Genomic DNA, 23,720 nt, shown 5'->3' on the forward strand with positions numbered 1-23,720 from the left:
ACGAAACCCGCGCCGCGCGCGACCGAACGGCCCCGGTGCGTCAGGCCCGCGCGTCAGGCCGCATGACGGTTGGCGTTGGCGGCGACCGGACGCGCCGCAGGCAGGCGGCAGCGGACCTCCATCGAACGCGCCACCGGCACCGGCTCCCCCAGCAGCCGCAGCAAGGACGGCGCGGGCGCCTCGCCGAGGACATGGATGTGGATTTCCTCGGCGTCCAGCCGCTCCGCCATGCGGCGGGCCTCCTCTCCGCTCCGCCCCACCCACATGGCGATGGAACCGGCCGGCGTGCGGCGCGCGACGATGGCCACAGCGTCCGGATATTCCGGCGCCGCATCGGCGGCATACACTGAAAACACATGCCGCATGCCGTCTCTGTCGCGCCAGAAGCGGTAGCGCGAGCCGAGCGCGCCATGCTTCAGGCCGCTGAGGCAGCCGGCATCGGTCAAGGGAATGAGGAGCGAATCAGTCGCGTTCATAGGAACGAAACTAGAACGACCCAGATTCCCGATCAAGAGTTTTCCACAGAGGTGGACAACGGGGATGACGCCCCGCCTCCAGGGCGTCCGGCGAGCCCCTCAGGCGCCCGGTCGCCCAGCTCGCGCAGCCCCTCGTCGAGCAGGCGGTCGCTGGCGGCCTCGATGTCCGCCTCAAGCCGCGCCATGAAGGCGGCCCGGCCGAGGCCGGGCGGGATCGGCGGCAGGATCTCCACCCGGATGGTGCCGGCACGCTTGATGAAGGCGCGGCGCGGCCAATAGAGGCCGGAGTTGAGCGCCACCGGCAGGCAGGGCACGCCGAGCGCCCCATAGAGGTGGGCCACCCCGAACTTGTAGTCCGGCGGCGCCCCGGGCGGCCGGCGGGTGCCCTCCGGGAAGATCAGGATCTGGCGGCCGGTCTCCACCTCGACGCGGGCGCGGCGGGTGATGGCCTTGAGCGCCGACATGCCGCCCCCCCGGTCCACCGGGATCATCTTCGCCTTGGCGAGATACCAGCCGAGCAGCGGAATGAAGGTGAGCTCGCGCTTCAGGATGAAGGCGGGATCGGCGAACAGCGGCAGCAGGGCCACGGTCTCCCAGGCGGACTGGTGCTTGGCGGCGATCAGCAGCGGACCGTCGGGAATGTTCTGGCGCCCGGCGAACTGCACCCGCGTGCCGCAGATCACGCGCAGCAGCACGCCGACGGTCTTGGCCCAGGTCAGCACCGCATAGCGCCAGGTGGCGCGGCGCGACAGCAGCAGCAGCGGCAGGAAGGCGAACAGAAAGAGCGTGGTGGTCGCGTAGAAGGCGACCTGGAACAGGAACGAGCGCAGCGCCGTCACCACCTTGGAAAGCTCCCACCCGCCGAGGATCTCACGGTGCGGCGCGCGCCTCGGCGGGAGCGAGCGGACGCGGCGCCTCGGCCACCGCCTGGACCGGCCGGATCTGCGCCTTCGCCATCATGTACTTCAAATATTCCTTGAACAGCAGCCTCACGGTGGCCGGATCGCGCCACCAGCGCTCGGCCTCCATGCGCGAGGTGACCACCGGATAGGCCACCAGCTCCACGTCCGGCAGCGACCGGTTCAGCTCCACCAGCGCCCGAGGCATGTGCCAGGCGGAGGTGACCACCACCAGCGAGCGGAAATTCTGGCTGCGCGTCCACTCCGCCGCCTCGATGGCGTTGCCCCGGGTGTTCAGGGCCTTGTGGCCGAGGTCCACGCAACAGGAGATCAGCGCCTCCCCGGACGGCAGCATGCGGCCGAGCTCACCCGGCGAGGTGATGGGATTGACACCGGTGATGAGCAGCCGCCGGCCCCGACCCTCCGACAGCAGGCTCACCGCGTCGGCGATGCGCGAGGCGCCGCCCGTCAGCACCACGATGGCGTCGGCCGAGCGCACCTGCACCGGCTCGCGGGCGGCGATCTGGGTGAGGAACGCCAGGAAGCCGGCCAGCACCGCGAGGCCGCCGGCGCCCGCCAGCAGCACCACGCCCTTGGCGAGCCGCAGCCACAGCCGCCGGCGCCCCGGCGGCTTCGGCGCCGCGACCGGCTGCGGCGCGCCGGCGCCATCCGCCCGCCCGGCCGCCTCCGCCTGCCGCTCCCGGCCGGACGGCCGGGCGGCGGAGCGCGGCAGCACTGGCGAAACGTCGATCGTGGTCCTCATGGCGCCAACCTTGCGTGCCGAATGCGGCGGCGCCGAGGACGCCGCGCCACGGCCCGGAATGGCCGAGGATTTCACTGGATCGTCCTCAAGGTTCGGTAAACGGTGACCCGCGACGTGAAGGCGGTGGCGAAGGCGACCACCGCCACCGCCGCGGCGATGCCGACGAAGCCGGCGATGCCCGGATTGAGCCAGACCAGGATGGAGGGTGCCTCCGGGTCGCCCACCAGTGCGAACCGCGGCAGGGCGACGATGGCGCCGAACACCGCCGCCGCGGCGCCGCCGCCGAGCAGCCCGCCCTGGGCCCCGATCTTCAGGAAATGCCGCTGGAACTGGATGGCGATGAAGCCGTCGCGGGCGCCGACGAAATGCAGCACCTCCACCACCGCGCGATTGGTGGCCACCGCCGCGCGGGTGGCGAACACCACCGACAGCACCGTCGCCAGCCCCACCAGCACCAGCAGCCCGGCGCCGGTGATCATCACCCCCTCGGCCATGGTGCTGAGGCGGTTGGACCAGATGCGGTGATCGTCCAGGGTGGCGGTGGGAATGCGGTCGCTGAGGGTGCGGCGGAGCTTGCCGAAATCCACCGGCGTGCCGCCGTCGAGCTTCAAGACCACCACCCGCGGCACCGGCAGGTCGCCCAGGTCGAGCCCCGACCCCAGCCACGGCTCCAGCAGCCGGGCGGTCTCGTCGGTGGACAGGATGTGCGCCTCGGCGATGCCGGGGGTGGAGCGGGCGATGTCGGCCGCCAGCTGCACCTGGGCGTCGGTGGCCTGGCGCTCGCCGGCGCGGATCTGGATGGTCACCTCGCGCGTCACGTCGGCGCGCCACTGGCTCGCCGTGGTGCGCACCGCCAGCGCCACGCCGATGGTGAGCGAAGCCAGGAAGGTCATGATGGCCACCACCGCCACCAAAGTGCGCCCGGCGATGGTGGCGCCGGGCACGATGGAGGTCTGGGCCCGCGCCCGGGCCGGCCGGGCGGCCTCTTCCGCCGCCGCGGCGGCCGCCTTGGGGGCGAGGGGGGCGGGTTCAGTCGTAGACATAGAGGCGACCGTCCGCGATCACGAGGCGCCGGGCATCATACTGGTCCATGAGCGCGATGTCGTGGGTGGCCAGCAGAACGGACGTTCCGGTGCGGTTGAGCTCGATGAACAGGCGCAGCAGGCGGCGCGCCAGGGTGGGGTCCACATTGCCGGTGGGCTCGTCCGCCAGCAGGAATTCGGGCCGGCCGATGAGGGCGCGAGCGATGGCGGCGCGCTGCTTCTCGCCGCCCGAGAGCACCGGGGGCAGCACGTCCATGCGATCGCCCAGGCCCACCCAGCTCAACAGCTCGGTGACCTCAGCGCGATAGCTCGCCTCCTCCTTGCCGAGCACGCGCAGCGGCAGCGCCACGTTCTCATAGGTGGTGAGGTGGTCGAGCAGGCGGAAGTCCTGGAACACGATGCCGATGCGCCGCCGCAGCACCGCCACCTCATCCGGGTCGAGCGAGGAGACGTCGCGGCCGAACAGGGTGATGAGCCCGCGCGTCGGCTTCAGTTGCAGGAACAGGAGCCGCATCAAGGTGGTCTTGCCGGCGCCCGAGGGGCCGGTGAGGAACTGGAACGAATTGGGCGCGATGCCGAAGGACACGTCCTTCAGCACTTCCGGCCCCATTCCATATCTCAGACCGACATTCTCGAAGCGGACCAGATGTTCCACCCTTCCCCCGAATCGTCCGTGGCATTGATCCTTCAACATAAACGAAGCGCGCCGGCCCGCCAGCACGCACCGCCGCACCGCCGCGGCGCTCTGGACGCCCGCCGCCATCCGGTCCATGCTCGGCGTCCTGTGAGCGAGGACCCATGCCCCTGCCGAATATCGCCATCCTGTTCGACGAGAACCGCATCGCCGCCCGCAACAGCGCCCTGGCGAGCGAGATCGTGGCGGCGCAGCCGCTCAACCCGATCGCCGTGGTGGTGATGAACGGCGCCTTCATGTTCTCCGCCGATCTCCTGCGCGCCCTGTCGGCCTCGGGCCTGACGCCGGAGGTGGAGTTCATGCGCCTGTCCTCCTACCGGGAAGCCACGGTCTCGTCGGGGCAGGTGGACATTCTCTCGGACGTGCGCAGCGACGTGAGCGGCCGCGACGTCCTGCTCATCGACGACATTCTCGAATCGGGGCGCACCCTCGCCTTCGCCAAGGATCTGCTGATGGCGCGCGGCGCCCGTCGGGTGCTGGTGTGCGTGCTGCTGGAAAAGCCGGGCAAGCGGGCGGTGCATCTCCACCCGGATTTCGTGGGCTTCACCTGCCCGGACGTGTTCGTGGTGGGCTACGGCATGGATGTGGCGCACGCCTTCCGCCAGCTTCCCTACATCGGCCGCATCACCGGCCTTGAATAGGCCGCCCGCCTGAGCGCGGCGGTCGATGCCGCGCGGGCTTGGACCCGGCCAGCCCGCGCGACGGGGGAACCCGATGCCATCGCCACGGCACGCGGAACCGGCGCGACCGGCACGTACAGCCCGCGTGGCACCGTCCAACGCCCTCCCCCCCGGAAACCATCGAGGACGCCCGCGATCGCTCGCGGACGTCCTCGCGCCCTGACCGGCATGGGCCCCCGCCCCTGAACGCCAGGTCACAGAGTCTTGCGCCGCGCCCCCTGGCTCAGGGCTTGACCACGTCGGCGGTGGGATGGGGCGTGGCGGCGGTTTCGGCCGGCAGCACCGGAACCGTCACCTCCGGCACCTTGCCCGTGAGCGAGCCGAGGAAGGCCACGATCAGCTTCACATCCCCGTCCTTCAATTCCTCGCCGAGCTGGGAATTGCCCATGATGGCCACCGCCTGCCCCAGGTCCCACACTTTGCCGGAGTGGAAATAGGGCCGGGTCACCGCCACGTTGCGCAGCGGCGCGGCGCGATAGACATATTCGTCGTCGGCGGTCTTGGTGACCGTGAAGCGCCCCTTGTCCGTGGGCGGCAGGATGTCGGCGCCGGGCTTCTCCACCACGCCGAACGGGTAGTAGCCGTGGCCGCCCACGTTCACGCCCGAGTGGCAGGTGGCGCAGCCCTTGTCCATGAACAAAGCGAGGCCCTTCTTCTGGTCGGCGGTGAGGGCGTCGTCATCGCCGTTCAGCCAGGCGTCGAATGGCGCGGGCGTGATGAGGGTCGCCTCGTAGGCCTCGATCGCCTTCGCCATGTTGTCGAAGGTCACCGGATCGGTCTCGCCCGGGAAGGCGGACTGGAACGCCACCACGTAGGGCGGCATGCTCTTCAGCGTCTTCACCACGTTGTCCGGGGTGTTGGCCATCTCGACGCTGGCCTGGATGGGCCCTTTCGCCTGGGCCTTCAGGTCTTCCGCGCGACCGTCCCAGAACTGCGCCTCGTTCAGCACCGAGTTGAACACGGTGGGGGCATTGCGGGGCCCGCGCTGCCAGCCGTGGCCAATGGACGTCTCCAGATTGTCGTCGCCGCCGGTCGCCAGGTTATGGCAGGAATAGCAGCTGAACACGCCCGACGCCGACAGGCGCGGCTCGAAGAAGAGCTGCTTGCCGAGATCGATCTTCGGCGGAGTGATCGTGTTGCCCTTCACCGCCGGAATCGTGGAGGGCAAGGGTTTGAACACCTCCAGCGCCTGCTTGCGCAGATCGTCGGCCGCCATCGCCGGACCGGCCATGGCGCCGGCCGCGAACACGGCCATAACGCCGGCCAGGAACATCCGCCTCATCATCGCCCCTCCCGCATCGTCGTGGAACTGAAGCTAGCGAGAAGCGTTCGCAAAAGGCTTGACTTAGATCAATTCCAGACTGCGACGAATGCTTGCACCCGGCGCCCCTCGCCGCGCCCTTCGCAGATTTGACATGAAATGGCGGATCAGCCGGGAAAAGCGAATTCTGGCGCGCGCAGTCAGAGCGCCAGCTCCCGACAATGGAGAATTATCGAATATTTTATCTATCGCTGGGTGAGTTTCCATAGAAGGACTTGGGCATCGCTATCAGGTTGAGCGCGGGCTTGAACATCGTCTGCGGTCACCCGGCAACAGCCCAAGGCCGGTCGGCACACGGGCGCCGGCCGGGCTCCCGGCATCGGGCCGGATGCTCCATGGACCCGGCGCCGGACGACTCTCGCGGATCTGCTCCTCCGGCTGTTCCGGGCGGGCCCTCAGCCCGAGTTGCGCAGGCCCGCCGAGATGCCGTTGATGGAAAGCTGGATGCCGTGCAGCACATTTTCCCGCGCCGGGCCGTCCCCCGCGCCCGCCGCCGATCCAACTGCCGATCCCCCCGCTCCTTGCCGGCGATGCAGCTTCAGGAACTCGATCTGCAGGTGATTGAGAGGATCGAGATAGGGAAAGCGCGCCCGGATGGAGCGGTCGAGGGCGGGGTTGCCCTCCAGCAGCCGCACCTGCCCCATGATGGCGTTGAGGTGCTTCACAGTGAGCGCGTGCTCGGCTTGGATGCGGCCGAAGATCGCCTCGCGCAGGCGCGCGTCGGGCACCAGCTCGGCATAGCGCGAGGCCACAGCCAGCGAGCTCTTGGCCAGCACCATGTCCATGTTGGAAAGCTGGGTGCGGAAGAACGGCCATTCCCGGTACATGGCCTGGAGAAACGTCGCCCCATAGTCGGTGCGGCGCGCGGTGAAGGCCTCCACCGCGGTGCCGAAGCCGTACCAGCCGGGCAGCATCAGCCGGCACTGGGCCCAGGAGAACACCCAGGGAATGGCGCGCAGAGCGGTGATGGCGCGCGTCTTCGCCCGCGAGGCCGGGCGCGAGCCGATGTTCAAGGTGGCGATCTCGGAAATCACCGTCGATGACCAGAAATAGTCCTCGAAGCCCTCCGTCTCATAGACCAGATGGCGATAGGCGCGGAACGCCTCGTCGGAAATCTCCTCCATCGCGCTCAGGAATTCCGGGCGCGGCGCGTTCTCCTGGGGTTGCAGCAGGGAGGCCTCCAGCGTCGCCGCGACCAGGATCTCCAGGTTGCGGCGGCCGACGTCCGGCTGCGAATACTTGGAAGAGATGATCTCGCCCTGCTCGGTGATGCGGATCTGTCCATTCACCGCCCCGCCCGGCTGGGCCAGGATGGCGTCATAGCTCGGCCCGCCCCCGCGCCCCACCGAGCCGCCGCGGCCGTGGAACAGCCGCAGCCGCACGCCGCGGGCGCGGAACACGTCGATGAGGCCGATCTCCGCCTTGTACAGCTCCCAGCCCGAGGTGACGAAGCCGCCATCCTTGTTGCTGTCGGAATAGCCCAGCATCACCTCCTGCTCGCCGCCCCGGCTGGCCACCAGGCGGGCATAGACCGGCAGCGCCAGGGCACGGGCCATCACCGCCCCGCACGCCTTCAGGTCGCCGATGGTCTCGAACAGCGGGATGATGTTCACGGCGCTGCCGCCGTCGGCGGTAACAAGCCCCACCTCCTTCAGCAGCAATGCCACTTCCAGCAGGTCGGAGACGCTCTCGGCCTTGGAGATGATGGAATTGGGGATGACCAGGGGCCCCAGCGCCCGGTGTGCCGCCGCCGCCGCGCGGAAGATGGCAAGCTCGGAGCGGGTCTCGTCCGTATAAGCCACGAACGGGGAGGACAGCAGGCGCGCCGTGGACAGTTCCTTCACCAGCAGCGCCACCCGCGCATCCTCGCCGAGGGCGGCGTAGCCGGTGCCGGGGGCCACCTTTTCGAACAGCTCGGCGACGGTGCGCTCGTGCACCTCGGAATTCTGCCGCAGATCCACGCAGGCGAGGTGGAAGCCGAAGCAGTCCACCGCCCGCCGCAGCAGCCGCAGCCGGCCCCGCGCCAGGATCCGCGAGCCGTTCGCGCACAAGGAGCGGTGGATCACGTCCAGGTCGGCCCGCAACGCCTCGGCGGTGGCATAGGGCGCGCCGTTCGGCGCGGCGCCGCGCAGATGGTCACGGGTGGCCAGGAGCCGGGCCAGGATGTGAGCCAGCACCAGCCGGTAGGGCTCTTCCCGGTGGCTGAGCACCGGATCGGCCGAGCATGCGGCCAGGGCCGCCAGCTCCGGCGACACCACCACCAGCCGCCCCGCCAGGGACAGCTCCGAGCCGAGCGCCGTCAGCTCCTGCTCGTAATGGGCGAAGATGCGGTCGCGATGAAGGCGGACCGTCTCCTCCAGCACCTCGGCGGTGACGAACGGGTTGCCGTCGCGGTCGCCGCCGATCCAGCTGCCCATGCGCAGGAACGAGGGCAGGTTGATGTCCGCCGCGCCGCCGCCCGCCTCGTCCGCGCCGGCCTCGCGGGCGAGCTGGTCCTCGATGGCGCAGTACAGGCGCGGAAGCTGCTCCAGGAAGGTGTAGTCGTAATAGGACAGGCCGTTGGTGACCTCGTCCAGGACGGTGAGCTTGATGCGCCGCAGCAGCGCCGTCTGCCACAAGGTGAGCACCGCGCGGCGCAGCGCCTCGTCCTCCGCCTCCCGCTCCTGCGGTGTCAGGACCATGCGCTCGCGCCGGTCGAGCAGGGTGGCGATCTCCATCTCCCGGTTCAGGGTGCTTTTGCGCCGCACCTCGGTGGGGTGCGCGGTGAGCACCGGGCTGATGTGCGCGCCGGTGAAGAAGGCGAGCAGCGCGGCGGCGTCCAGCTTCCTCTCCCGCGCGAGACCGAAGGAGCGCGCGAGGCTGCCCGCCGCTGGCGGCGCCCCGGCGATCTCCTCGGCGCGGCCGCGACGGATGTGGTGCTGGTCCTCGGCGATGTTGGCGAGGTGGGAGAAATAGGAGAAGGCGCGGATGATCTCCACCGCGCGCTCCGCCGACAGGGCCGGCAGCAGGTCCTCCAGCTCCTGGCGGGCGGCCTCGTCGCCGGCGCGGTGGAAGCGGATGGAGGTCTGGCGGATGCGCTCCACCAGCTCGAACACCTCCGCGCCCTCCTGCCCGCGCACCGTGTCGCCGAGGATGCGTCCGAGCAGCCGGATCTCCTCCTTGAGCGGCAGGTCGTCCAGCGTCTCCGGTCCCTCCGTGAAATCCGCCCCCGAAGCCTGCGTGCCCGTATCCCCCAGCGTTACCCTCGTCGTCATGCCGCGCATCCCGTTGCCTGCCTCGAGCCCCGCCCTAGTGTTCAGGAAATCGCGCGGGGGTGGAAGGGCGCAAGCGCCGCGGGCGGCCTCAATCGGTGGCGGCGCGGGCCCGCCGCGCCGCCACCTGCTCCAGCGCCGCGCCGGCGGCGCCGGCGAGAAAGGCGAAGGAGGCGACGAAGAAATCGTCCAGCGCGGCGTGTCCGGCCGGGGTGAGCTGGCCGGCGCCTCCGCCCTCGCCGCGCGCCACCAGATCGCCGGCCTCCGCGTCCTTCAGCAATTGCAGCACATGGGCGCGCGAGACATGGAACCGCCGCGCCAGCTCGGCGATGGAGGGCATGTCGCGGCCCTCCGCCTCGGCAACGAGCAGGGCGATGAGAATCATCAGCCCGCTGTCGCGGTCGGCAATGTCGGCCAGCCGCGGCATTCCGCCCAGCACCCGGTAGCCGGCGCGGAACGCGGTGGCCAAGGCGATGACCAGGGCGTCGAACATCTCCCGCTCGCAGAGGGCGGCCGGCATCGGCGCTATCCGCGGATCGAGCATGGCGATCACCCGATATTGCGCCTGCCAGCGCTGGCATTGCTGCGAAACCATGCGTGGCGTGGGCACCAGCGGCTTCAGGCGCCGGTCGTCGGCGGTGTCGGCGGGCGCCAGGTATCCGCCCCATCGCATCAGCGCCAGCATGGCCTTGGCCCGCCCCCGGCTGCACACGCCCGTCTCCGCCGCGAGCGCCGCCATGCGACTCACCGTAAGCCCGCCGCCCTCGGCCTCCGGCAGCGCATCCAGGTACAGCGCGAAAAAGCCGAACAGAACGCGGCCGCGATCATTGAGCACCCGGTTGAGCAGGCGGTTGCCGCTGTAGAGCTCCACCAGCGAGACCGCGCTCGCCGCCACGGCCGAGGGAAAGCCCGGATGCGACTTGAGGCGCGCCAGAGCCGCGCCGCCCACGGCCTCGTTCAGCCATGTGGGCGCCACGCCCGTCCCGATTCGCGTATCGTCCACGCCACTCACCTTGAACTCCCGAAAGCTCGGCCCCCGGCCCGGGCGCGGTGCCCGTCCACCCCCGCGCCTTGCCGCAACATCGACGACATGAAGAAAGGGTCAAGTTTCGGCATTGAGACCCTCCTTCCGTCGACGTAGCGATACTCCCATCAGACTTTCCCCGAGGTACGCCATGTCCCGCTTTGCCCTGATCGCCGTGATGGCCGCGACATTGACCGCCGCCGCCGGCGCCGCCCTCCTCGCCGCGTCGCCCGCGGCGGCGGTGGTGTATTGCAAGGCCGCCGGCGTTCCCAAGGGCTGCGTCGCGCGCCCGGCCGCCCCCGCCACGCGGGCCGCCGTCCACTGCACCCGGCCGGGCTATCCCGCCGGCTGCGTGCCTGGCGCCGGTGCTCCGGGCGTGGGCGTCACCCCCGGCGTGGGTGTCGGGGCGCCGGGCGTCGGCGTCGCGCCCGGCCCGGGTGTCGCCCCGGCCAACGCGGGTGGACCGGTCAACCGGGTCGGCGTGCGCTGATCGCCGGGCCCATCGGCGCCATCCTGGCGCGGATGCGCGCGCGGGTCGGGAGCCGGCCAGCGGCGGCGGACGCGTCACTTGAAGAGTCCGGGTCATTCTCGTGATTCGATCATAGCCGAATATGCGCGCGCGCACCGCATCGAACGCCTCGGCATCCGCCTTTCGTCCGGGGCTGACGACGGCACGCCCTCCCTCGCCGACCTGCAGGAGTTCCCCATCATGAAGAAGCTGTCCCTCGCCTGCGCTATGCTTGGCACCGTGGCCGTGTCCATCTCCGCGCCCGCATGGGCCGATAAGGCCGCGGCCGACGCGTGCGCCGCCGGGCTGGACGCCAATGGCCAGGCCATCTACGCGGCCACCGCGCCCCAGGCGGGCACCACGTCCGACCTGCGCGGGCTGCTGACCAGCACCACCAAGGCCCTGGTGACCAACGGCACCGTGCCCATGGGCGCCGCCCGCGCCGCCGCCGAGGCCGCCGGCTCCTGCCTGACCAAGCTGCGCTGACGCCGCCGCGCGGGCTCCGCGCCCGCCGCGCCGACCCGCCGATACAATGCCGGGCCCAGCATCACCAGCCTTGCCCGCACGACGAACGCTCCAGGACCGTCACGCCGGTCCTGGAGCGTTCTGCATTCGCGCCGGCTCACGGCAGATATTCCGGCTTATCGTTCTGACGCCTTTTCTTCACGCGGACCAGCAGTCCATTCGCTTGAAAACGTTCCAGCCGCCCCGTCCTGATCGCCCGCCCCGCTCCACGCCCGTCGCGCTCCACGCCCGTCGCGCGAAGGGGCGATCATCTCCCCGCGCCGGGCTCGGGCCGGCTCGGGGCCCGCGCATGCGCCCGGCCCCGGTCGAAGACCGGGGCCGGTGGCGTCAATTGCCGCCGTCGAGCAGGCGGCGGGCGATGACCTGGGCCTGGATCTCCGCCGCGCCCTCGAAGATGTTGAGGATGCGCGCATCGCACAGCAGACGCGATACCGGATATTCCAGCGCGAAGCCGTTGCCGCCGTGGATCTGCAGGGCATTGTCCGCCGCCGCCCAGGCGACGCGGGCGCCGAGCAGCTTGGCCATGCCGGCCTCCAGGTCGGTGCGCCGCCCCTCATCCTTGGCGCGGGCCGCGAAATAGGTGATCTGGCGGGCGATCATGGTCTCCACCGCCATCATCACGATCTTGTCGGCGACGCGGGGGAAGGCGATCAGCGGCTTGCCGAACTGGATGCGCTCCTCGGCGTATTTCAGGCCCACCTCCAGCGCCGCCTGGGCCACGCCCACGGCGCGGGCGGCGGTCTGGATGCGGGCGCTTTCGAAGGTGGTCATGAGCTGCTTGAAGCCCTGCCCCTCCACGCCGCCGAGCAGATTGGCCGCCGGCACGGTGAAGCCGTCGAAGCCGATCTCATATTCCTTCATGCCGCGATAGCCGAGCACCTCGATCTCGCCGCCGGTCATGCCCTCGGCCGGGAACGGGTTCTCATCCGATCCGCGCGGCTTCTCGGCCATGAGAATCGACAGGCCCTTGTAGCCGGGCTCGGCCGGGTTGGTGCGCACCAGCAGCGTCATCACGTCGGCGCGGACCGGATGGGTGATCCAGGTCTTGTTGCCGGACACCTTGTAGACCGCCTCGTCCCCCTCCCCTTCCTTCACCGCCCGGGTGCGCAGGGAGGCGAGGTCCGAGCCGGTGTTGGGCTCGGTGAACACCGCCGTGGGGAGGATTTCGCCGGCGGCGATCTTGGGCAGGTAATGGGCCTTCTGGGCATCGGTGCCGCCGGCCAGGATCAGCTCGGCCGCGATCTCGGAGCGGGTGCCCAGCGAGCCGACGCCGATATAACCGCGCGACAGCTCCTCGGTGACCACGCACATGGCCTCCTTGGGCAGGCCGAGGCCGCCGAAATCCTCGGGAATGGTCAGGCCGAACACGCCCAGCTCCGAAAGCTTGGCGATGATGTCCAGCGGAATATAGGTGTTCTTCAAATGCCACTCGTGGGCGTGGGGGGCGACCTCCGCCTCCACGAAGCGATGCATCTCGGTGCGCATGGCCTCCAGCGTCTCGTCGAGGCCCGCCTCGCCGATGGTGCCGGTGGGATGAGCGCCGCGGATGATGTCGGCCAGCGCCGCGCGGGAGGCGGCGGTGTTGCCCTGCCCGGCGAGGGTGGCGAGGGCGGTGTCGCCCGCCAGCGCCTGGATCGATGCCGCCGGAACATAGAGGTCGGCCAGGCGCACGATCTCGCCCTGGCTCATGGGAATGCCGCCGAGGATCTGCGCCACATACTCGCCCAGGCCGATCTGCACGATCAGCTTCTCGGTGGCACCGAAGCGGCCCTGCTCGGCGAGGCGGTCGGCGTAATGCACCAGTTCACGCACCGAGAACACATAGGTGGCCAGCCAGGCGAGGCCGTGGGCGGCCCGCTGCTCGCCCTCCAGCAGGGCGGATGAGATCTTCCCGCCCTCGCTCACCTTGGCCCGCACGGCGGAGGTGGCTTCCGCCAGCAGCTTTTCGAGGCTCCCCGTCGCGGCTCGACCGAGGGCGACCGCGTCGATGGGGCTCTGATCGACCGGACGGAGGGCTGCGCTGGCGGACATGGACGAGGATCTCCCTTTGTGCATCGCGAAAATGTATCTTGCCCCGGAACCGTTCCAAAGCAACGACAGACTTGTGTTCAATCGGCGCCGCCATCCATTTCGGCGAGGCGCGCCACCAGTTCGTCGAGGTTTTCCATCACATGGCCGCAGGCGGAGATGGCGGCGAACAGGGTGCGCAGGTCGGCCCCGGTGGCGCCGTCGAAGGCCCCGGCGGCATTGAGCCGCTCCACCTCGCCGTCCAGCGCCACCACCGCCGCCCGCGCCGCCTCGCCCGGCGCGCCCAGGTCCACCCCCTTGTCGCCGTCGAGGCGGCGGGCGATCTCCTGCATGTACAGTGACAGGCCCGATACCGCCGCATCGAGACCGGCGCCCAGCAGCGCCGCCATCTGCGCCGACAAGGTGGTGTCGGTGCCGCGCAGCAGGATGATCACCGAATGCCACAGGCGCCGGCAGGCGCGCACCACGGGGGTGGGATCGGCATGGCCCGACAGCCGCCGCTCGGCCCGCGCCTCGGCGATGCGGGCATCGGCGGCGCGCAGCGCCTGGCGGGTCTTGGCGTTGAGAGCGTCCATCTCGGCCGGATCGAGCCCGCGGCCCAGCAGCCCGTCGCTGCCGAGCGCCAGCAGGGCGCCGCACAGCTTCACCGCCGTCGCGCAATGGGGAAACAGGACGTACACCGCGCGCGCCGGCAGCACCAGCAGCGCGCACAGCACCCCCACCGCGCCGCCGAGGCCGATCTCGAACACCCGGTGGAGCCCGGAGATCCACGGGTCCATGTGGGTGGGATCGGACAGGAGCACGATCACCGCCGTCACCGGCGCCAGCTTGTAGCTGGAGAAGCGGGCCGCCAGGGTGCTGGTGGCGATCACCGCCACCCCCAGCGCCACGAAGGTCAGCGTCACCGACGGTCCCGCCGCCATGGCCGCGACCACCCCCACCCCGCCGCCCACCACCGTGCCCAGGGCGCGGTCGATGGCCACCGACAGGCTGGCGCCGATGGTGGACTGCACCACCAGGATCGCCGTGAGCACGGCCCAATAGCCGTTGGGCAGGTCCAGCCCGTAGGCGAGCCCATAGGCGGCCAGCGCCGCCAGCGCCGCCTTGACGCCGAGCTTGACGTGGGCGGCGGTGAACACCTGGCCGAGCGCCTTGGGCGGGAACGAGGGCATCTGGACCGACACTCGGTGTGTGGCCGGCGGCCGAGCCCACGGGTGTGGCGGCCACCGGCGAGGAAAGCGCATGCGACCCGGAGCGCCGGGTCGATGCACGCTGATCGGCGAATCCGCGCCCGAACTCAAGTCCCGACGCAGCGAAACCCCGCCTCGCCGGCCCGCGACAGCCGTCCCTGTCCCCAGCGGAAGCCGCCGGTGACGGCGGGCCGGCTTGCCAATCGCCGGGGAAAGCCCGATGTCTTCGTGGCGAACGGGGGCCCCATGCTGCGACGCATCATCCATATCGTCCTGGACGCGGTGTGGACCTTCGCCGCCGACGACGGCTGGGCCATCGCCAGCCACATCGCCCTGTCGGCGCTGATGTCGCTGTTTCCGTTCCTGATCTTCGTCACCGCCCTGGCCGGCTTCCTGGACCTGCGGCCGCTGGCGGCGGAGACCATTCCGCTGCTGCTGGAAAGCTGGCCCAGGCAGGTGGCGGACCCGATCTCGCGGGAAATCTACAACGTGGTGAACCAGGTGCGCACCGACGTGCTCACCTATGGCGTGGTGCTCGCCATCTATTTCTCCTCCAACGGCATCGAGAGCCTGCGCATCGGCCTCAACCGTGCCTATGGCGTGAAGGAGATGCGCGCCTGGTACTGGCTGCGGCTGGAATCCATCGGCTATGTGCTGCTGGCGGCGGGGGCGGTGCTCGCCCTGTCGTTCCTGGTGGTGCTGGGGCCGCTGCTGTGGCAGGCGGCGCTGTCGCAGCTGCCGGCGCTGAAGCCGTTCTCCCACATCGTCACGCTGGCGCGATTCGCCGCAACCTCCATCATCCTGGTGGTGGCGCTGGTGGTGGCGCACCTGTGGCTGCCGGCGGGGCGCCGCAACCTCGCCGAGGTGGCGCCGGGCATCCTCGTCACCCTGGTGCTGTGGCTGGTGGCCGCCACCGCCTTCGGCATGTATCTCGCTGAATTTCCGGCCAATTACGTCACCACCTATGCCGGCCTCGCCTCGGTGATGATCGCTCTGGTGTTTTTGTACCTCACGGCATCCATCTTCGTGTTCGGCGGCGAGCTCAACGCCGCCATTTCCCGCGCCTATCGGGCCCGCCTGCCCAAGGAGGACGAGCGCCTGGTTCGTGAGAAGCTGACCGCGGGGGCCGAGAACTGATGGAGGCCGCGCCCCCGCCCCGGCTGAAGGAGGACGGCCGGCAGTCGCCCACCGCCCGCATGGTGCAGCGCGGCGTGCTGCGCCACCTCGCCAGCCATGGCCTGGTGGGCATCACCGAGTTTGCCCTGGCATCGGGCCGGCGCGCCGACATTCTCGCCGTCGACGGGCGCGGCGAGCTCTCGATCATCGAGATCAAGTCCTCGGTCCAGGATTTCCGCGCCGACGGCAAGTGGCCGGACTACCGCGCCTTCTGCGACCGCCTGCTGTTCGCCGTGCCGCTCGGTTTTCCCGACGAGATCCTGCCCGCGGACGCCGGCCTGATGGTGGCGGACGGGTTCGGCGCCGAGCTGCTGCGCGAGGCGCCGCGCCACCCGCTCGCGGCGGCCACCCGCAAAGCGCTGACCCTGCGCCTTGCCCGGACCGCCGCCCACCGCCTCGCCGCGCTCCACGACCCGGAGCTGTCGCGCGCCGACCTGTGATCCGGCGGCGCGCCACGCGCCGCGCGCGGCCCCGTCAGCGGGGCGCGCGCTTGGCCAGGATGCGCTGCAGCGTGCGCCGGTGCATCGAGAGGCGGCGGGCCGTCTCCGACACGTTGCGCCCGCACAATTCGTAGACCCGCTGGATGTGTTCCCAGCGCACCCGGTCGGCCGACATGGGGTTTTCCGGCGGATGGGGCTTGTGGTCGCCGGGGGCGATCAGCGCCGCCATCACGTCGTCCGCGTCGGCGGGCTTGGCGAGGTAGTCCACCGCGCCCAGCTTCACCGCGGTCACGGCGGTGGCAATGTTGCCGTAGCCGGTGAGGACGATGGCGCGGGCGCCGGGGCGCTGCTTCTTGAGGGCGGAGATCACGTCGAGGCCGCTGCCGTCGCCGAGCCGCATATCGACCACGGCGAAGGCCGGCGCCGCCTCCTCCACCCGGGCGAGGCCGTCGGCCACGGTCTCGGCGGTGGCGACCAGGAAGCCGCGCGCCTCCATGGCCCGCGCCAGGCGCTGCAGGAAGGAGCGATCGTCGTCGACGATCAGGACCGTGCGGTCTTCTCCCACTTCGAGCGGCGTCGTTTCATTCATCGTTCTGTGTCCTCGACATCCGGGAGCGCGATGGGGTGCGCCGCCGCGTCAAACGCTGGGTGGTCTGGAACGGGACGTTTCCGCGCCCGCTTTTACGCGCCTTCGGTGGCAGAATAGTCCGCTCCGCGTCCCTTTGTCGCGTCATGATCCATTTCTATGGCCAATGCCCGCCGCGGCCAAGTGATCCGTATGGAGGCGCCGGTGGCGGGAAGCGGGCGATTTTCGAAGGTGAGGCTGGCCCCGGTGCGCTCCAGCAGCGTCTTGGCGATGAAGAAGCCGAGGCCGAGCCCGCTTTCCTCGTCCGCGTCCTGGCGCTCCTCCAGGCGGTCGCGGCCGCGCGACGTCACATAGGGCTGGCCGATGCGGGCGCTCACCTCGGGCGAGAAGCCCGGCCCGTCGTCCTCCACCACGATGACGAGGCTCGACGGCGTCCATTCGGCGGCGATGTCCACCCGGGCGCGGGCGAAGTCCACCGCGTTCTCCACCAGGTTGCCGAGGCCGTAGAGCAGGCCCGGATTGCGGTCGATGACCGGATCGCTCGGCCGCCCCGGCGCGTTGATGACGATGGCGATGCCGAAGTCGCGATGCGGCTCCACCACCTCCTCCAGCAGCTGGCGCACCGGCATGCGGTCGAACGGGGCATCGCCCGAGCTCAGCGAGGTCAGGGTCTGGAGGATGTCGCGGCAGCGGCTCACCTGGTCGCGCAGCAGCGCCACATCGTCGGCATAGGGCGCGCCGGGCGGCATGGCCCGCTGCATCTCCTTCACCACCAGGGCGATGGTGGACAGGGGCGTGCCCAGCTCGTGCGCCGCCGCCGCCGCCAGGCCGTCGATGGCGGACAGGTGCTGCTCCCGGGCCAGCACCAGCTCGGTGGCCGCGAGCGCATCCGCCAGCTCCCGCGCCTCCTCCGCCACCCGCCAGGCATGGAGCCCGATGAAGCCGATGGACACGGTGAGCGCCACCCAGATGCCGGCGAGATAAAGGTCCGGCAGCACCGGCGCCGCCTCGCCGGCCCAGGGCAGCGGGCTCGCCCACAGGCCCACGGCACCGGCGCACGCCGCCGCCAGAATGCCCAGCAGCACCGTGGTGCTCCAGGCCAGCGCGGTCGCGGAAATCATCACCGGCGCCAGGTAAAGCAGCGCAAACGGATTCTTGAGCCCGCCGGTCAAGTAGAGCAGGGCCGTGAGCTGAAGAAGATCATAGGCGAGCAGCGGTCCTGCCGCAGCGTCACTCAGTCGTCGTGCCACCGGATACTTGATCCGAAGCAACACATTAACCAACGCCGAGAGAAGGATGACCGCAAGGCAGGAACTCACCGGTAGCGGAAAACCAAGCAGCAGGCTGACCACCACCAGCGCCGCGATCTGCCCCGTGACGGCGAGCCAGCGCAGACGGATGAGCGTGTCCAGCCGCAGCCCGAAGGAGCGCCCATGCAGGGGGGGAGCGAAGGCGGAATTCATTGCGTTTCTTCACTTTCAGTCAAGATTCGGAGCGCAACACTCATCGTCGCAATGTGCGACAATGTGACATCTTGGCCATACCTTTGGCCCAAGTCCCGGCTATGTCCTTCGTCGGCATTGACCGCACTGGAAAGAGGGCACAGGCTCCTTTCCCAAAATAAAGCGAGGAACGCACATGGCGATTGGAGATTTCGCGGGCACCGCCCGCCGGCAGGCACAAGGCGAGATCGGCACGGACTCAGGCTTTTCGACCCCCCTCTACTGGCTTTACGAGATGGGCCATGCCGCGCTCAACCCATCCCGCGCCATGGCCGACGCCAGCCGCCTGTTTCTGAAGAACCCCATCAACCCGGTGTCCCACACCACGCTCGGCAAGTCGATGGCCGCCGCCTGCGAGCTGTTCGAGCGCACCACCCGGCGCTATGGCAAGCCCGACTGGGGCATCACCGAGATCGTCTCCGGCGGCCAGCGGGTTCCGGTGCACGTGAACACCGTGTGGCATCGCCCGTTCTGCAACCTCCTGCATTTCGAGCGGGCGTTCGAGTATCCCCCCGCCCGCAAACATCCCAAGCTGCTGGTGGTGGCGCCGGTGTCCGGCCATTACGCCACCCTGCTGCGCGGCACGGTGGAAGCCATGCTGCCCACCCACGACGTGTACGTGACCGACTGGGTGGACGCCAAGCTGGTGCCCCTGGCGGAGGGCCGCTTCGGCCTGTCCGACTATGTGGATTACCTCATCTCCATCTTCCATCGCCTGGGCGGCGACTGCCACGTGATGGCGGTGTGCCAGCCGGCGGTGCCGGTGATGATGGCGGTGGCCCGCATGGAAGCGGAGGACGACCCCTACGTCCCGAAGTCCATGACCCTCATGGGCGGCCCCATCGACACCCGCGAGGCGCCCACCGCCGTGAACGCCCTCGCCAAGGATCGCGGCATCGACTGGTTCCGCCGCAACGTCATCACCACCGTGCCCTGGCCCCACGCCGGCGCCCTGCGCGAGGTCTATCCCGGCTTCCTGCAGCTCAACGGCTTCATGAGCATGAATCTCGACCGCCACCTGCAGGCCCACTGGGACCTGTTCACCCATCTGGTGAAGGGCGACGGCGATTCGGCCGAGAAGCACCGCGAGTTCTATGACGAATACCTCGCGGTCATGGACCTGACCTCGGAATTCTACCTCGACACGGTCGAGAACGTGTTCATCACCCACGCCCTGCCGAAGGGCGAGATCCTGCACCATTCCCAGGTGGTGAAGCCGGAAGCCATCCATCGCGTCGCGCTGATGACGGTGGAAGGCGAGAAGGACGACATCTCCGGCATCGGCCAGACCAAGGCCGCCCACAAGCTGTGCCCGCGCATTCCCGACCACATGCGCGCCCACTACGAGCAGCCCGGCGTCGGTCACTATGGCGTGTTCAACGGCTCGCGCTTCCGCTCGGAGATCGCCCCCCGCATCGCCGATTTCATCCTGAGCCAGGAGGACCCGCGCGGCACCGTTCATGCGCCCACCAAGGTGGACCCGGCCCCGGTCGATGCCGACGACGGGCCGGACGTGTTCAGCATACCGGCGAACGTGACTTCGCTTTATCCCCGGAATGCTGCAACTTAGTACTGGCCGGGGGCACCCATTCTGGAGAATGATGACGTCAGATCGTCATCAGGCTCCTTTTTAACGGTGCCCTCATGCCGCTGTTTCGTCGTCCGGACCTGAAGGCGCCGCCGAAGCGTGCCGAAGCCATTGAGCTGGAGCTCGATGGCGAGGTTCTCTGCGTCGCCGTTCGCAGGCACCCGCAAGCGCGCCGGCTCACCCTGCGCGTGCGTTCCGCCACGCGCGACGTCACCGTCACCGCCCCGCCCCATGTGTCCATCGCCGCAGCGGGCGACTTCGTGCGTCGTCACCGGGACTGGATCCGGGTGCGGCTCGGCCGCCTGCCCGAGGTGGTCCGGCTCGCGCACGGCGCCCTGGTGCCGGTGCGTGGCGAGCCCCACCTGGTCATCCACGTGCCGGAGGCGCGCGGCACGGTCTGGGCCGGCACCGCCCCGTCCGGGGACCCGGCGCTTTACGTGGCGGGCGAGGCCCCGCACGTGGGGCGCCGCATCATCGATCATCTGAAACGGGAAGCCCGCCGCGACATCGCCGAGGCGGTGCGCCGCCACGCCGAGGCTGCGCGGGTGGAGGTGGGCCGCATCACCCTGCGCGACACCGCCAGCCGCTGGGGCTCGTGCTCGGCGCGGGGCGACCTGTCCTTCTCCTGGCGCCTCATCATGGCGCCCGCCTTCGTGCTGGACTATCTGGCCGCCCACGAGGTCTCGCACCGGCTGGAACTGAACCACGGCCCGCGCTTCTGGCAGGTGGTGGAGCGCCTGTTCCCGGCCCGCCGCGAGGCCGAAGGCTGGCTGCGACACCATGGGGCCAGCCTGCACCGCTACGGCGCCTGATCCCCGTCCCGCCCCGCGCCCCCGCGCTCCCGCTCCTCGGCGCTGAACAGCAGGTGCGCCGCCACCGGCAGCACCACCGACAGGCCGGCGAAGCGGAACAGGTGGTGGGCGCTCATGAAGGCCGGGTCATAGCCCATGGCGAAGCCGAGCGCGGTCATCGCCTCCAGCGCCCCGGGCGAGAAGGCGGTGAGCAACTTGCCCATGTCGTCCCCGGTCAGCCAGGCCGCCAGCAGCGCGAACGCCGCAGCCACCGAGAGCGCCACCAGGAACGCCCCCAGCGACACCCAGAAATAGGACCGGATGGCCGCCAGGCTGGTGCCGATAAAGCGCGCGCCCACCCCCGCCCCCAGCACCACGAACGCCGGCAGCAGGATGGCCGAGGGCACCGTGGCATCGGACCAGCCGCCCAGATGCATCGCCGCGCTCCCCGCCAGCGCCCCGAGGATGAGACCGCCCGGCACCTTGAGCGCCGCCGTCGCCAGCCCGCAGGCGGCAGAAACCCCGAGCAGCAGCGCCACGTCCGCCAGCGCCGACACATGGGGCACCGGCTGGAACCCGCCGCCGGCGAGGCCGCCGGCGCCCAGCACGTTGGGCAGCGCCGCCACCAGCAGGAACAGCCGCAGCGTCTGGGCGAAGGCGACCCGGGTCAGGTCCGCCCGGCTCGCCTCGGCCATGGCCAGGACGGTGGAAAAGGCGCCCGGCGCGGAGGCGTAGAAGGCGGTCGGCAGCGACCAGCCGCCGACGCGGGTGAGAAACAGCACGCCGCCGCCGAGGGTGCCGACCACGCTCGCCGCCAGGCAGGCCATGCTCACCGGCCAGGAGCCGGCGCGCGCCAGCATCTCCGGCGTCAGCACCGTGCCCATGGAGGTGCCGAGCACCGTATAGGCCAGAAACCGCACCCCTTCCGGCACCACCACCGGCACGCCCGCCATGGCCAGCACCAGGGTGAACACCAGCGCGCCCGAGATCCACGCCGCCGGCAGGCCGAGCAGCGAGAACACGCCGCCGCCGAGGGCGCCGGCGCCAAGCGTCACCACCGCGGCCAGGGCGGCGCGGGTCGCCGCCGGGGACAGGCCCCTCACGCCGCCCCGCCCCCGACCTCGCCCTCTGCCCCACCCTTCGCCTCGATCCAGCCCGCGAGCCGGCGCGCGGCCTCGGCGAGCTGGTCGGCGCCGCGCGCGAAGCACAGGCGCATGAAGCCCTCGCCGCCGGCGCCGAAGGCGGTGCCCGGCGCGATGCCCACATTGGCCTCGTCCACCAGGGTGAGGCCCAGCCGCCGCACGTCCCGCTGCCCGGCGATGCCGAAGAAGAGATAGAAGGCGCCCTCGGGCTTCACCAGGTCCACCTTGCCGGTGGCCAGCAGCGCGTCGGCGACGATGTCGCGGCCGTGGCGGGCGCGGGCGATCTGCTCGGCCACGAACGGCTCGCCCAGTTCCAGCGCCGCCACCGCGCCGCGCTGCATGAAGGCCGCCACCCCGGAGGTGGAGTATTGGATGAGGTTCTCCACCACCTGGCCCAGCCGGGGATCGGCCTCGATCCAGCCGATGCGCCAGCCGGTCATGGCCCAGTTCTTGGAGAAGGTCTGCACGAACAGGACGGCGTCGTCGGGCTCCATCACGTCGTGGAAGGAGGGCGCCCGCGCCGCCCCGCCGTAATAGAAGCGGCCGTAGATCTCGTCGGCGATGATCCAGAGCCCGTGGCGGCGGGCAAGCTCCAGCACCGCCCGCAGCTCCGCATGGGTGGCCACGAAGCCGGTGGGATTGGCCGGCGTGTTGAGGAAGATGGCGCGGGTGCGCGCCGTCACCGCCGCCTCCAGCCGCGGCAGGTCGAGGGAGAACCCCCGCGGGCCATAGGCCAGCGGCACGTGCACCGGCACCGCGCCGATCTTCTGCGCTCCCGCCGCCGCATTGGGCCAGATGGGGGACGGCAGCAGGATCTCGTCGCCGGCTCCGAGCGCCATGGAGAAGGCCACCAGGATCGCCTGCATGCCGGAGCCGGTCACGAAATAGCGCTCGGGATCCTCCGCCACCCCGTAAACCCGCGCCATGTAGCGCGCGATGGCGGCGCGCAGCTCCGGCAAGCCGCGCTGCCAGGTGTAGAAGGTCTCGCCGGCGTGCAGCGCCGCCGCCGCCGCCTCGCAGATGAAGGAGGGGGTGGGCACATCGCCCTCGCCGGCCCAGAGCGGAATCATGCCCGGCCGCGCGCGGCCGTAGTTCATCACCTCGACGATGCCGCTCTCCGGCAGGGCCAGGATGTGCTCACGCACCCGATCGACATAGGCATCCTGGGATGTCGCGGGCGAAACGGCGGGAGCTGTGGAAGCGGCGGTGGGGGTGCGGAGCGGCGACATGGCAGATCTCGAACAGCGGCGCGCCGGCTGGAACGCGCCGAGATGGACTCGTGGACGGACGCGAGCCTGACGGCGCGGACCATAGCGGCAGAGGGACGAACTGACCCATCAAATCGCGTGACGCGGCCATCACGCATGCTGATCCATTTGCAGTCATGCAACGGCCTCTTGCAGGACGGGCCGTTGTCCCCGCGCCGATGAACTCCTAGATCGCCGCTATTGAACCCATTGCCGCCCCGTCTTTTTGGACTGCGCCATGACCACGAAAATCGACCAGACCGTCATCGACCAGCTGTTCACCACCGCCCGCTCGCACAACGGCTGGACCACCGAGCCGGTGACCGACGCCGAGCTGGAGGCCCTCTACGACATCGTGAAGTTCGGCCCGACCTCGGCCAATACCCAGCCGGCGCGCTTCGTGTTCCTGCGCTCGGAGGCGGCCAAGGCGCGGCTGAAGCCGGCGCTCTCGCCCGGCAACCACAAGGCGCTGGATGCCCCGGTGATCGTGCTGATCGGCTACGACCTGAAGTTCTACGACCGGATTCCCGAGCTGTTCCCGCATAATCCGGGCTTCCGCGACCTGTTCGTGAACACCCCGGCCATGGTCGAGCCCCACGCCTTCCGCAACTCATCGCTGCAGGGCGCCTACCTCATCCTCGCGGCGCGGGCGCTGGGGCTGGATGTCGGCCCCATGTCCGGCTTCGATGCCGCCAAGGTGGATGCCGAATTCTTCCCCGGCGGCGTCGTGAAGACCAACTTCATCGCCGCGCTCGGCCACGGCGATCACGGCAAGCTGTTCGACCGCCTTCCACGCCTGGCGTTCAAGGACGCCGTCGAGCTGCTCTGAGCGGACGCCCCCGGCAC

At 70.3% G+C, this 23,720-nt stretch carries 22 protein-coding genes; 8 read left to right on the forward strand and 14 right to left on the reverse strand.

All coding sequences use genetic code 11. The features are described 5' to 3' along the window. Positions 1–53: 53 nt before the first annotated feature. From V5F53_RS15450 to ftsE, 5 genes are all read right to left on the reverse strand, one after another. Entirely contained in the window at positions 54–512 is a 459-nt protein-coding gene (locus V5F53_RS15450; protein ID WP_509212441.1) for a hypothetical protein, read from the reverse strand. Next, positions 509–1,315 (reverse strand): lysophospholipid acyltransferase family protein, encoded by an 807-nt coding sequence (locus V5F53_RS15455; protein ID WP_393995406.1) that lies wholly within the window; start codon positions 1,313–1,315, stop codon positions 509–511. Before V5F53_RS15455 ends, V5F53_RS15450 begins: the two co-directional genes overlap by 4 nt. 31 nt (positions 1,316–1,346) lie before the next feature. After that, on the reverse strand, positions 1,347–2,138 hold the full coding sequence (locus V5F53_RS15460; RefSeq protein ID WP_393994973.1) for a YdcF family protein: 792 nt from the start codon (positions 2,136–2,138) through the stop codon (positions 1,347–1,349). 71 nt (positions 2,139–2,209) lie between these two features. Further along, entirely contained in the window at positions 2,210–3,181 is a 972-nt protein-coding gene (locus V5F53_RS15465; protein WP_393994972.1) for a cell division protein FtsX, read from the reverse strand. Then, positions 3,168–3,827 carry a cell division ATP-binding protein FtsE gene (gene ftsE, locus V5F53_RS15470; protein ID WP_393995405.1) on the reverse strand — a complete coding sequence of 220 codons (660 nt, stop codon included), beginning with the start codon at positions 3,825–3,827 and terminating at the stop codon, positions 3,168–3,170. Before ftsE ends, V5F53_RS15465 begins: the two co-directional genes overlap by 14 nt. Positions 3,828–3,979: 152 nt before the next feature. Here ftsE and hpt point away from each other — a divergent pair, with 152 nt between their 5' ends. Next, complete coding sequence (gene hpt, locus V5F53_RS15475; protein WP_393994971.1) at positions 3,980–4,516, forward strand: hypoxanthine phosphoribosyltransferase; 537 nt, start codon at positions 3,980–3,982, stop codon at positions 4,514–4,516. Between the two features lie 262 nt (positions 4,517–4,778). Here the strand turns inward: hpt and V5F53_RS15480 are convergent, their stop codons facing one another. The 3 genes from V5F53_RS15480 to V5F53_RS15490 form a co-directional block, all read right to left on the reverse strand. Further along, positions 4,779–5,837 carry a cytochrome-c peroxidase gene (locus V5F53_RS15480; protein WP_393994970.1) on the reverse strand — a complete coding sequence of 353 codons (1,059 nt, stop codon included), beginning with the start codon at positions 5,835–5,837 and terminating at the stop codon, positions 4,779–4,781. A gap of 434 nt (positions 5,838–6,271) precedes the next feature. Beyond that, on the reverse strand, positions 6,272–9,130 hold the full coding sequence (ppc, locus tag V5F53_RS15485) for a phosphoenolpyruvate carboxylase (RefSeq protein ID WP_393994969.1): 2,859 nt from the start codon (positions 9,128–9,130) through the stop codon (positions 6,272–6,274). Between the two features lie 88 nt (positions 9,131–9,218). Then, on the reverse strand, positions 9,219–10,130 hold the full coding sequence (locus tag V5F53_RS15490; protein WP_393994968.1) for a hypothetical protein: 912 nt from the start codon (positions 10,128–10,130) through the stop codon (positions 9,219–9,221). Positions 10,131–10,302: 172 nt separating this feature from the next. Between V5F53_RS15490 and V5F53_RS15495 the strand changes: the two genes are divergently transcribed. Together V5F53_RS15495 and V5F53_RS15500 are read left to right on the forward strand one after the other, a co-directional pair. Further along, the gene (locus V5F53_RS15495) at positions 10,303–10,641 is read left to right on the forward strand and encodes a hypothetical protein (protein WP_393994967.1); all 339 of its coding nucleotides are present in this window, start codon (positions 10,303–10,305) and stop codon (positions 10,639–10,641) included. A 78-nt stretch (positions 10,642–10,719) separates the two neighbouring features. After that, the gene (locus V5F53_RS15500; protein WP_393994966.1) at positions 10,720–11,145 is read left to right on the forward strand and encodes a hypothetical protein; all 426 of its coding nucleotides are present in this window, start codon (positions 10,720–10,722) and stop codon (positions 11,143–11,145) included. Between the two features lie 366 nt (positions 11,146–11,511). Here V5F53_RS15500 and V5F53_RS15505 read toward each other — a convergent pair whose 3' ends face one another. Then, entirely contained in the window at positions 11,512–13,215 is a 1,704-nt protein-coding gene (locus tag V5F53_RS15505; protein WP_393994965.1) for an acyl-CoA dehydrogenase family protein, read from the reverse strand. A gap of 77 nt (positions 13,216–13,292) precedes the next feature. Then, positions 13,293–14,384, reverse strand: coding sequence for an FUSC family protein (locus tag V5F53_RS15510; protein ID WP_393994964.1), 1,092 nt, complete (start codon positions 14,382–14,384; stop codon positions 13,293–13,295). Positions 14,385–14,648: 264 nt separating this feature from the next. Here V5F53_RS15510 and V5F53_RS15515 point away from each other — a divergent pair, with 264 nt between their 5' ends. Both V5F53_RS15515 and V5F53_RS15520 read left to right on the forward strand, forming a co-directional pair. Then, positions 14,649–15,539 (forward strand): YihY/virulence factor BrkB family protein, encoded by an 891-nt coding sequence (locus V5F53_RS15515; protein ID WP_393994963.1) that lies wholly within the window; start codon positions 14,649–14,651, stop codon positions 15,537–15,539. After that, positions 15,539–16,018 carry an MmcB family DNA repair protein gene (locus tag V5F53_RS15520; RefSeq protein WP_393994962.1) on the forward strand — a complete coding sequence of 160 codons (480 nt, stop codon included), beginning with the start codon at positions 15,539–15,541 and terminating at the stop codon, positions 16,016–16,018. Before V5F53_RS15515 ends, V5F53_RS15520 begins: the two co-directional genes overlap by 1 nt. 34 nt (positions 16,019–16,052) lie before the next feature. On the opposite strand, the gene V5F53_RS15525 is transcribed toward V5F53_RS15520, so the two are convergent. Both V5F53_RS15525 and V5F53_RS15530 read right to left on the reverse strand, forming a co-directional pair. Next, on the reverse strand, positions 16,053–16,607 hold the full coding sequence (locus tag V5F53_RS15525; RefSeq protein ID WP_393994961.1) for an ActR/PrrA/RegA family redox response regulator transcription factor: 555 nt from the start codon (positions 16,605–16,607) through the stop codon (positions 16,053–16,055). Positions 16,608–16,699: 92 nt separating this feature from the next. Beyond that, positions 16,700–18,067, reverse strand: coding sequence for an ActS/PrrB/RegB family redox-sensitive histidine kinase (locus tag V5F53_RS15530; protein ID WP_393994960.1), 1,368 nt, complete (start codon positions 18,065–18,067; stop codon positions 16,700–16,702). A gap of 175 nt (positions 18,068–18,242) precedes the next feature. On the opposite strand from V5F53_RS15530, the gene V5F53_RS15535 reads away from it, so the two are divergent. Together V5F53_RS15535 and V5F53_RS15540 are read left to right on the forward strand one after the other, a co-directional pair. Beyond that, positions 18,243–19,676, forward strand: a complete 1,434-nt coding sequence (locus V5F53_RS15535) for a polyhydroxyalkanoate depolymerase (RefSeq protein WP_393994959.1) — start codon at positions 18,243–18,245, stop codon at positions 19,674–19,676. Between the two features lie 74 nt (positions 19,677–19,750). Next, positions 19,751–20,506, forward strand: coding sequence for a M48 family metallopeptidase (locus V5F53_RS15540; RefSeq protein WP_393994958.1), 756 nt, complete (start codon positions 19,751–19,753; stop codon positions 20,504–20,506). On the opposite strand, the gene V5F53_RS15545 is transcribed toward V5F53_RS15540, so the two are convergent. After that, positions 20,494–21,588: an AbrB family protein gene (locus tag V5F53_RS15545; RefSeq protein ID WP_393994957.1), complete on the reverse strand. Its 1,095-nt coding sequence runs from the start codon at positions 21,586–21,588 to the stop codon at positions 20,494–20,496. The genes V5F53_RS15540 and V5F53_RS15545 overlap by 13 nt on opposite strands. After that, complete coding sequence (locus V5F53_RS15550) at positions 21,585–22,856, reverse strand: pyridoxal phosphate-dependent aminotransferase (RefSeq protein WP_393994956.1); 1,272 nt, start codon at positions 22,854–22,856, stop codon at positions 21,585–21,587. The genes V5F53_RS15545 and V5F53_RS15550 overlap by 4 nt, the downstream gene beginning before the upstream one ends. 256 nt (positions 22,857–23,112) lie before the next feature. Here V5F53_RS15550 and V5F53_RS15555 point away from each other — a divergent pair, with 256 nt between their 5' ends. Next, positions 23,113–23,703, forward strand: coding sequence for a malonic semialdehyde reductase (locus V5F53_RS15555; RefSeq protein ID WP_393994955.1), 591 nt, complete (start codon positions 23,113–23,115; stop codon positions 23,701–23,703). Positions 23,704–23,720 lie beyond the last annotated feature (17 nt).

The organism is Xanthobacter cornucopiae (assembly GCF_043195065.2).
Classification (GTDB): Bacteria; Pseudomonadota; Alphaproteobacteria; order Rhizobiales; family Xanthobacteraceae; genus Xanthobacter.

Excerpts from the sequence above, each read along its gene's own strand:
- V5F53_RS15515 (WP_393994963.1), top strand. The coding sequence starts at position 14,649 with ATGCTGCGACGCATCATCCATATCGTCCTGGACGCGGTGTGGACCTTC.
- V5F53_RS15555 (WP_393994955.1), top strand. The coding sequence starts at position 23,113 with ATGACCACGAAAATCGACCAGACCGTCATCGACCAGCTGTTCACCACC.
- V5F53_RS15510 (WP_393994964.1), bottom strand. The coding sequence starts at position 14,384 with ATGCCCTCGTTCCCGCCCAAGGCGCTCGGCCAGGTGTTCACCGCCGCC.
- V5F53_RS15550 (WP_393994956.1), bottom strand. The coding sequence starts at position 22,856 with ATGTCGCCGCTCCGCACCCCCACCGCCGCTTCCACAGCTCCCGCCGTT.
- V5F53_RS15465 (WP_393994972.1), bottom strand. The coding sequence starts at position 3,181 with ATGTCTACGACTGAACCCGCCCCCCTCGCCCCCAAGGCGGCCGCCGCG.
- ppc (WP_393994969.1), bottom strand. The coding sequence starts at position 9,130 with ATGACGACGAGGGTAACGCTGGGGGATACGGGCACGCAGGCTTCGGGG.
- hpt (WP_393994971.1), top strand. The coding sequence starts at position 3,980 with ATGCCCCTGCCGAATATCGCCATCCTGTTCGACGAGAACCGCATCGCC.
- V5F53_RS15520 (WP_393994962.1), top strand. The coding sequence starts at position 15,539 with ATGGAGGCCGCGCCCCCGCCCCGGCTGAAGGAGGACGGCCGGCAGTCG.
- V5F53_RS15535 (WP_393994959.1), top strand. The coding sequence starts at position 18,243 with ATGGCGATTGGAGATTTCGCGGGCACCGCCCGCCGGCAGGCACAAGGC.
- V5F53_RS15505 (WP_393994965.1), bottom strand. The coding sequence starts at position 13,215 with ATGTCCGCCAGCGCAGCCCTCCGTCCGGTCGATCAGAGCCCCATCGAC.
- V5F53_RS15525 (WP_393994961.1), bottom strand. The coding sequence starts at position 16,607 with ATGAATGAAACGACGCCGCTCGAAGTGGGAGAAGACCGCACGGTCCTG.
- V5F53_RS15495 (WP_393994967.1), top strand. The coding sequence starts at position 10,303 with ATGTCCCGCTTTGCCCTGATCGCCGTGATGGCCGCGACATTGACCGCC.
- V5F53_RS15530 (WP_393994960.1), bottom strand. The coding sequence starts at position 18,067 with ATGAATTCCGCCTTCGCTCCCCCCCTGCATGGGCGCTCCTTCGGGCTG.
- V5F53_RS15540 (WP_393994958.1), top strand. The coding sequence starts at position 19,751 with ATGCCGCTGTTTCGTCGTCCGGACCTGAAGGCGCCGCCGAAGCGTGCC.
- V5F53_RS15460 (WP_393994973.1), bottom strand. The coding sequence starts at position 2,138 with ATGAGGACCACGATCGACGTTTCGCCAGTGCTGCCGCGCTCCGCCGCC.
- V5F53_RS15480 (WP_393994970.1), bottom strand. The coding sequence starts at position 5,837 with ATGAGGCGGATGTTCCTGGCCGGCGTTATGGCCGTGTTCGCGGCCGGC.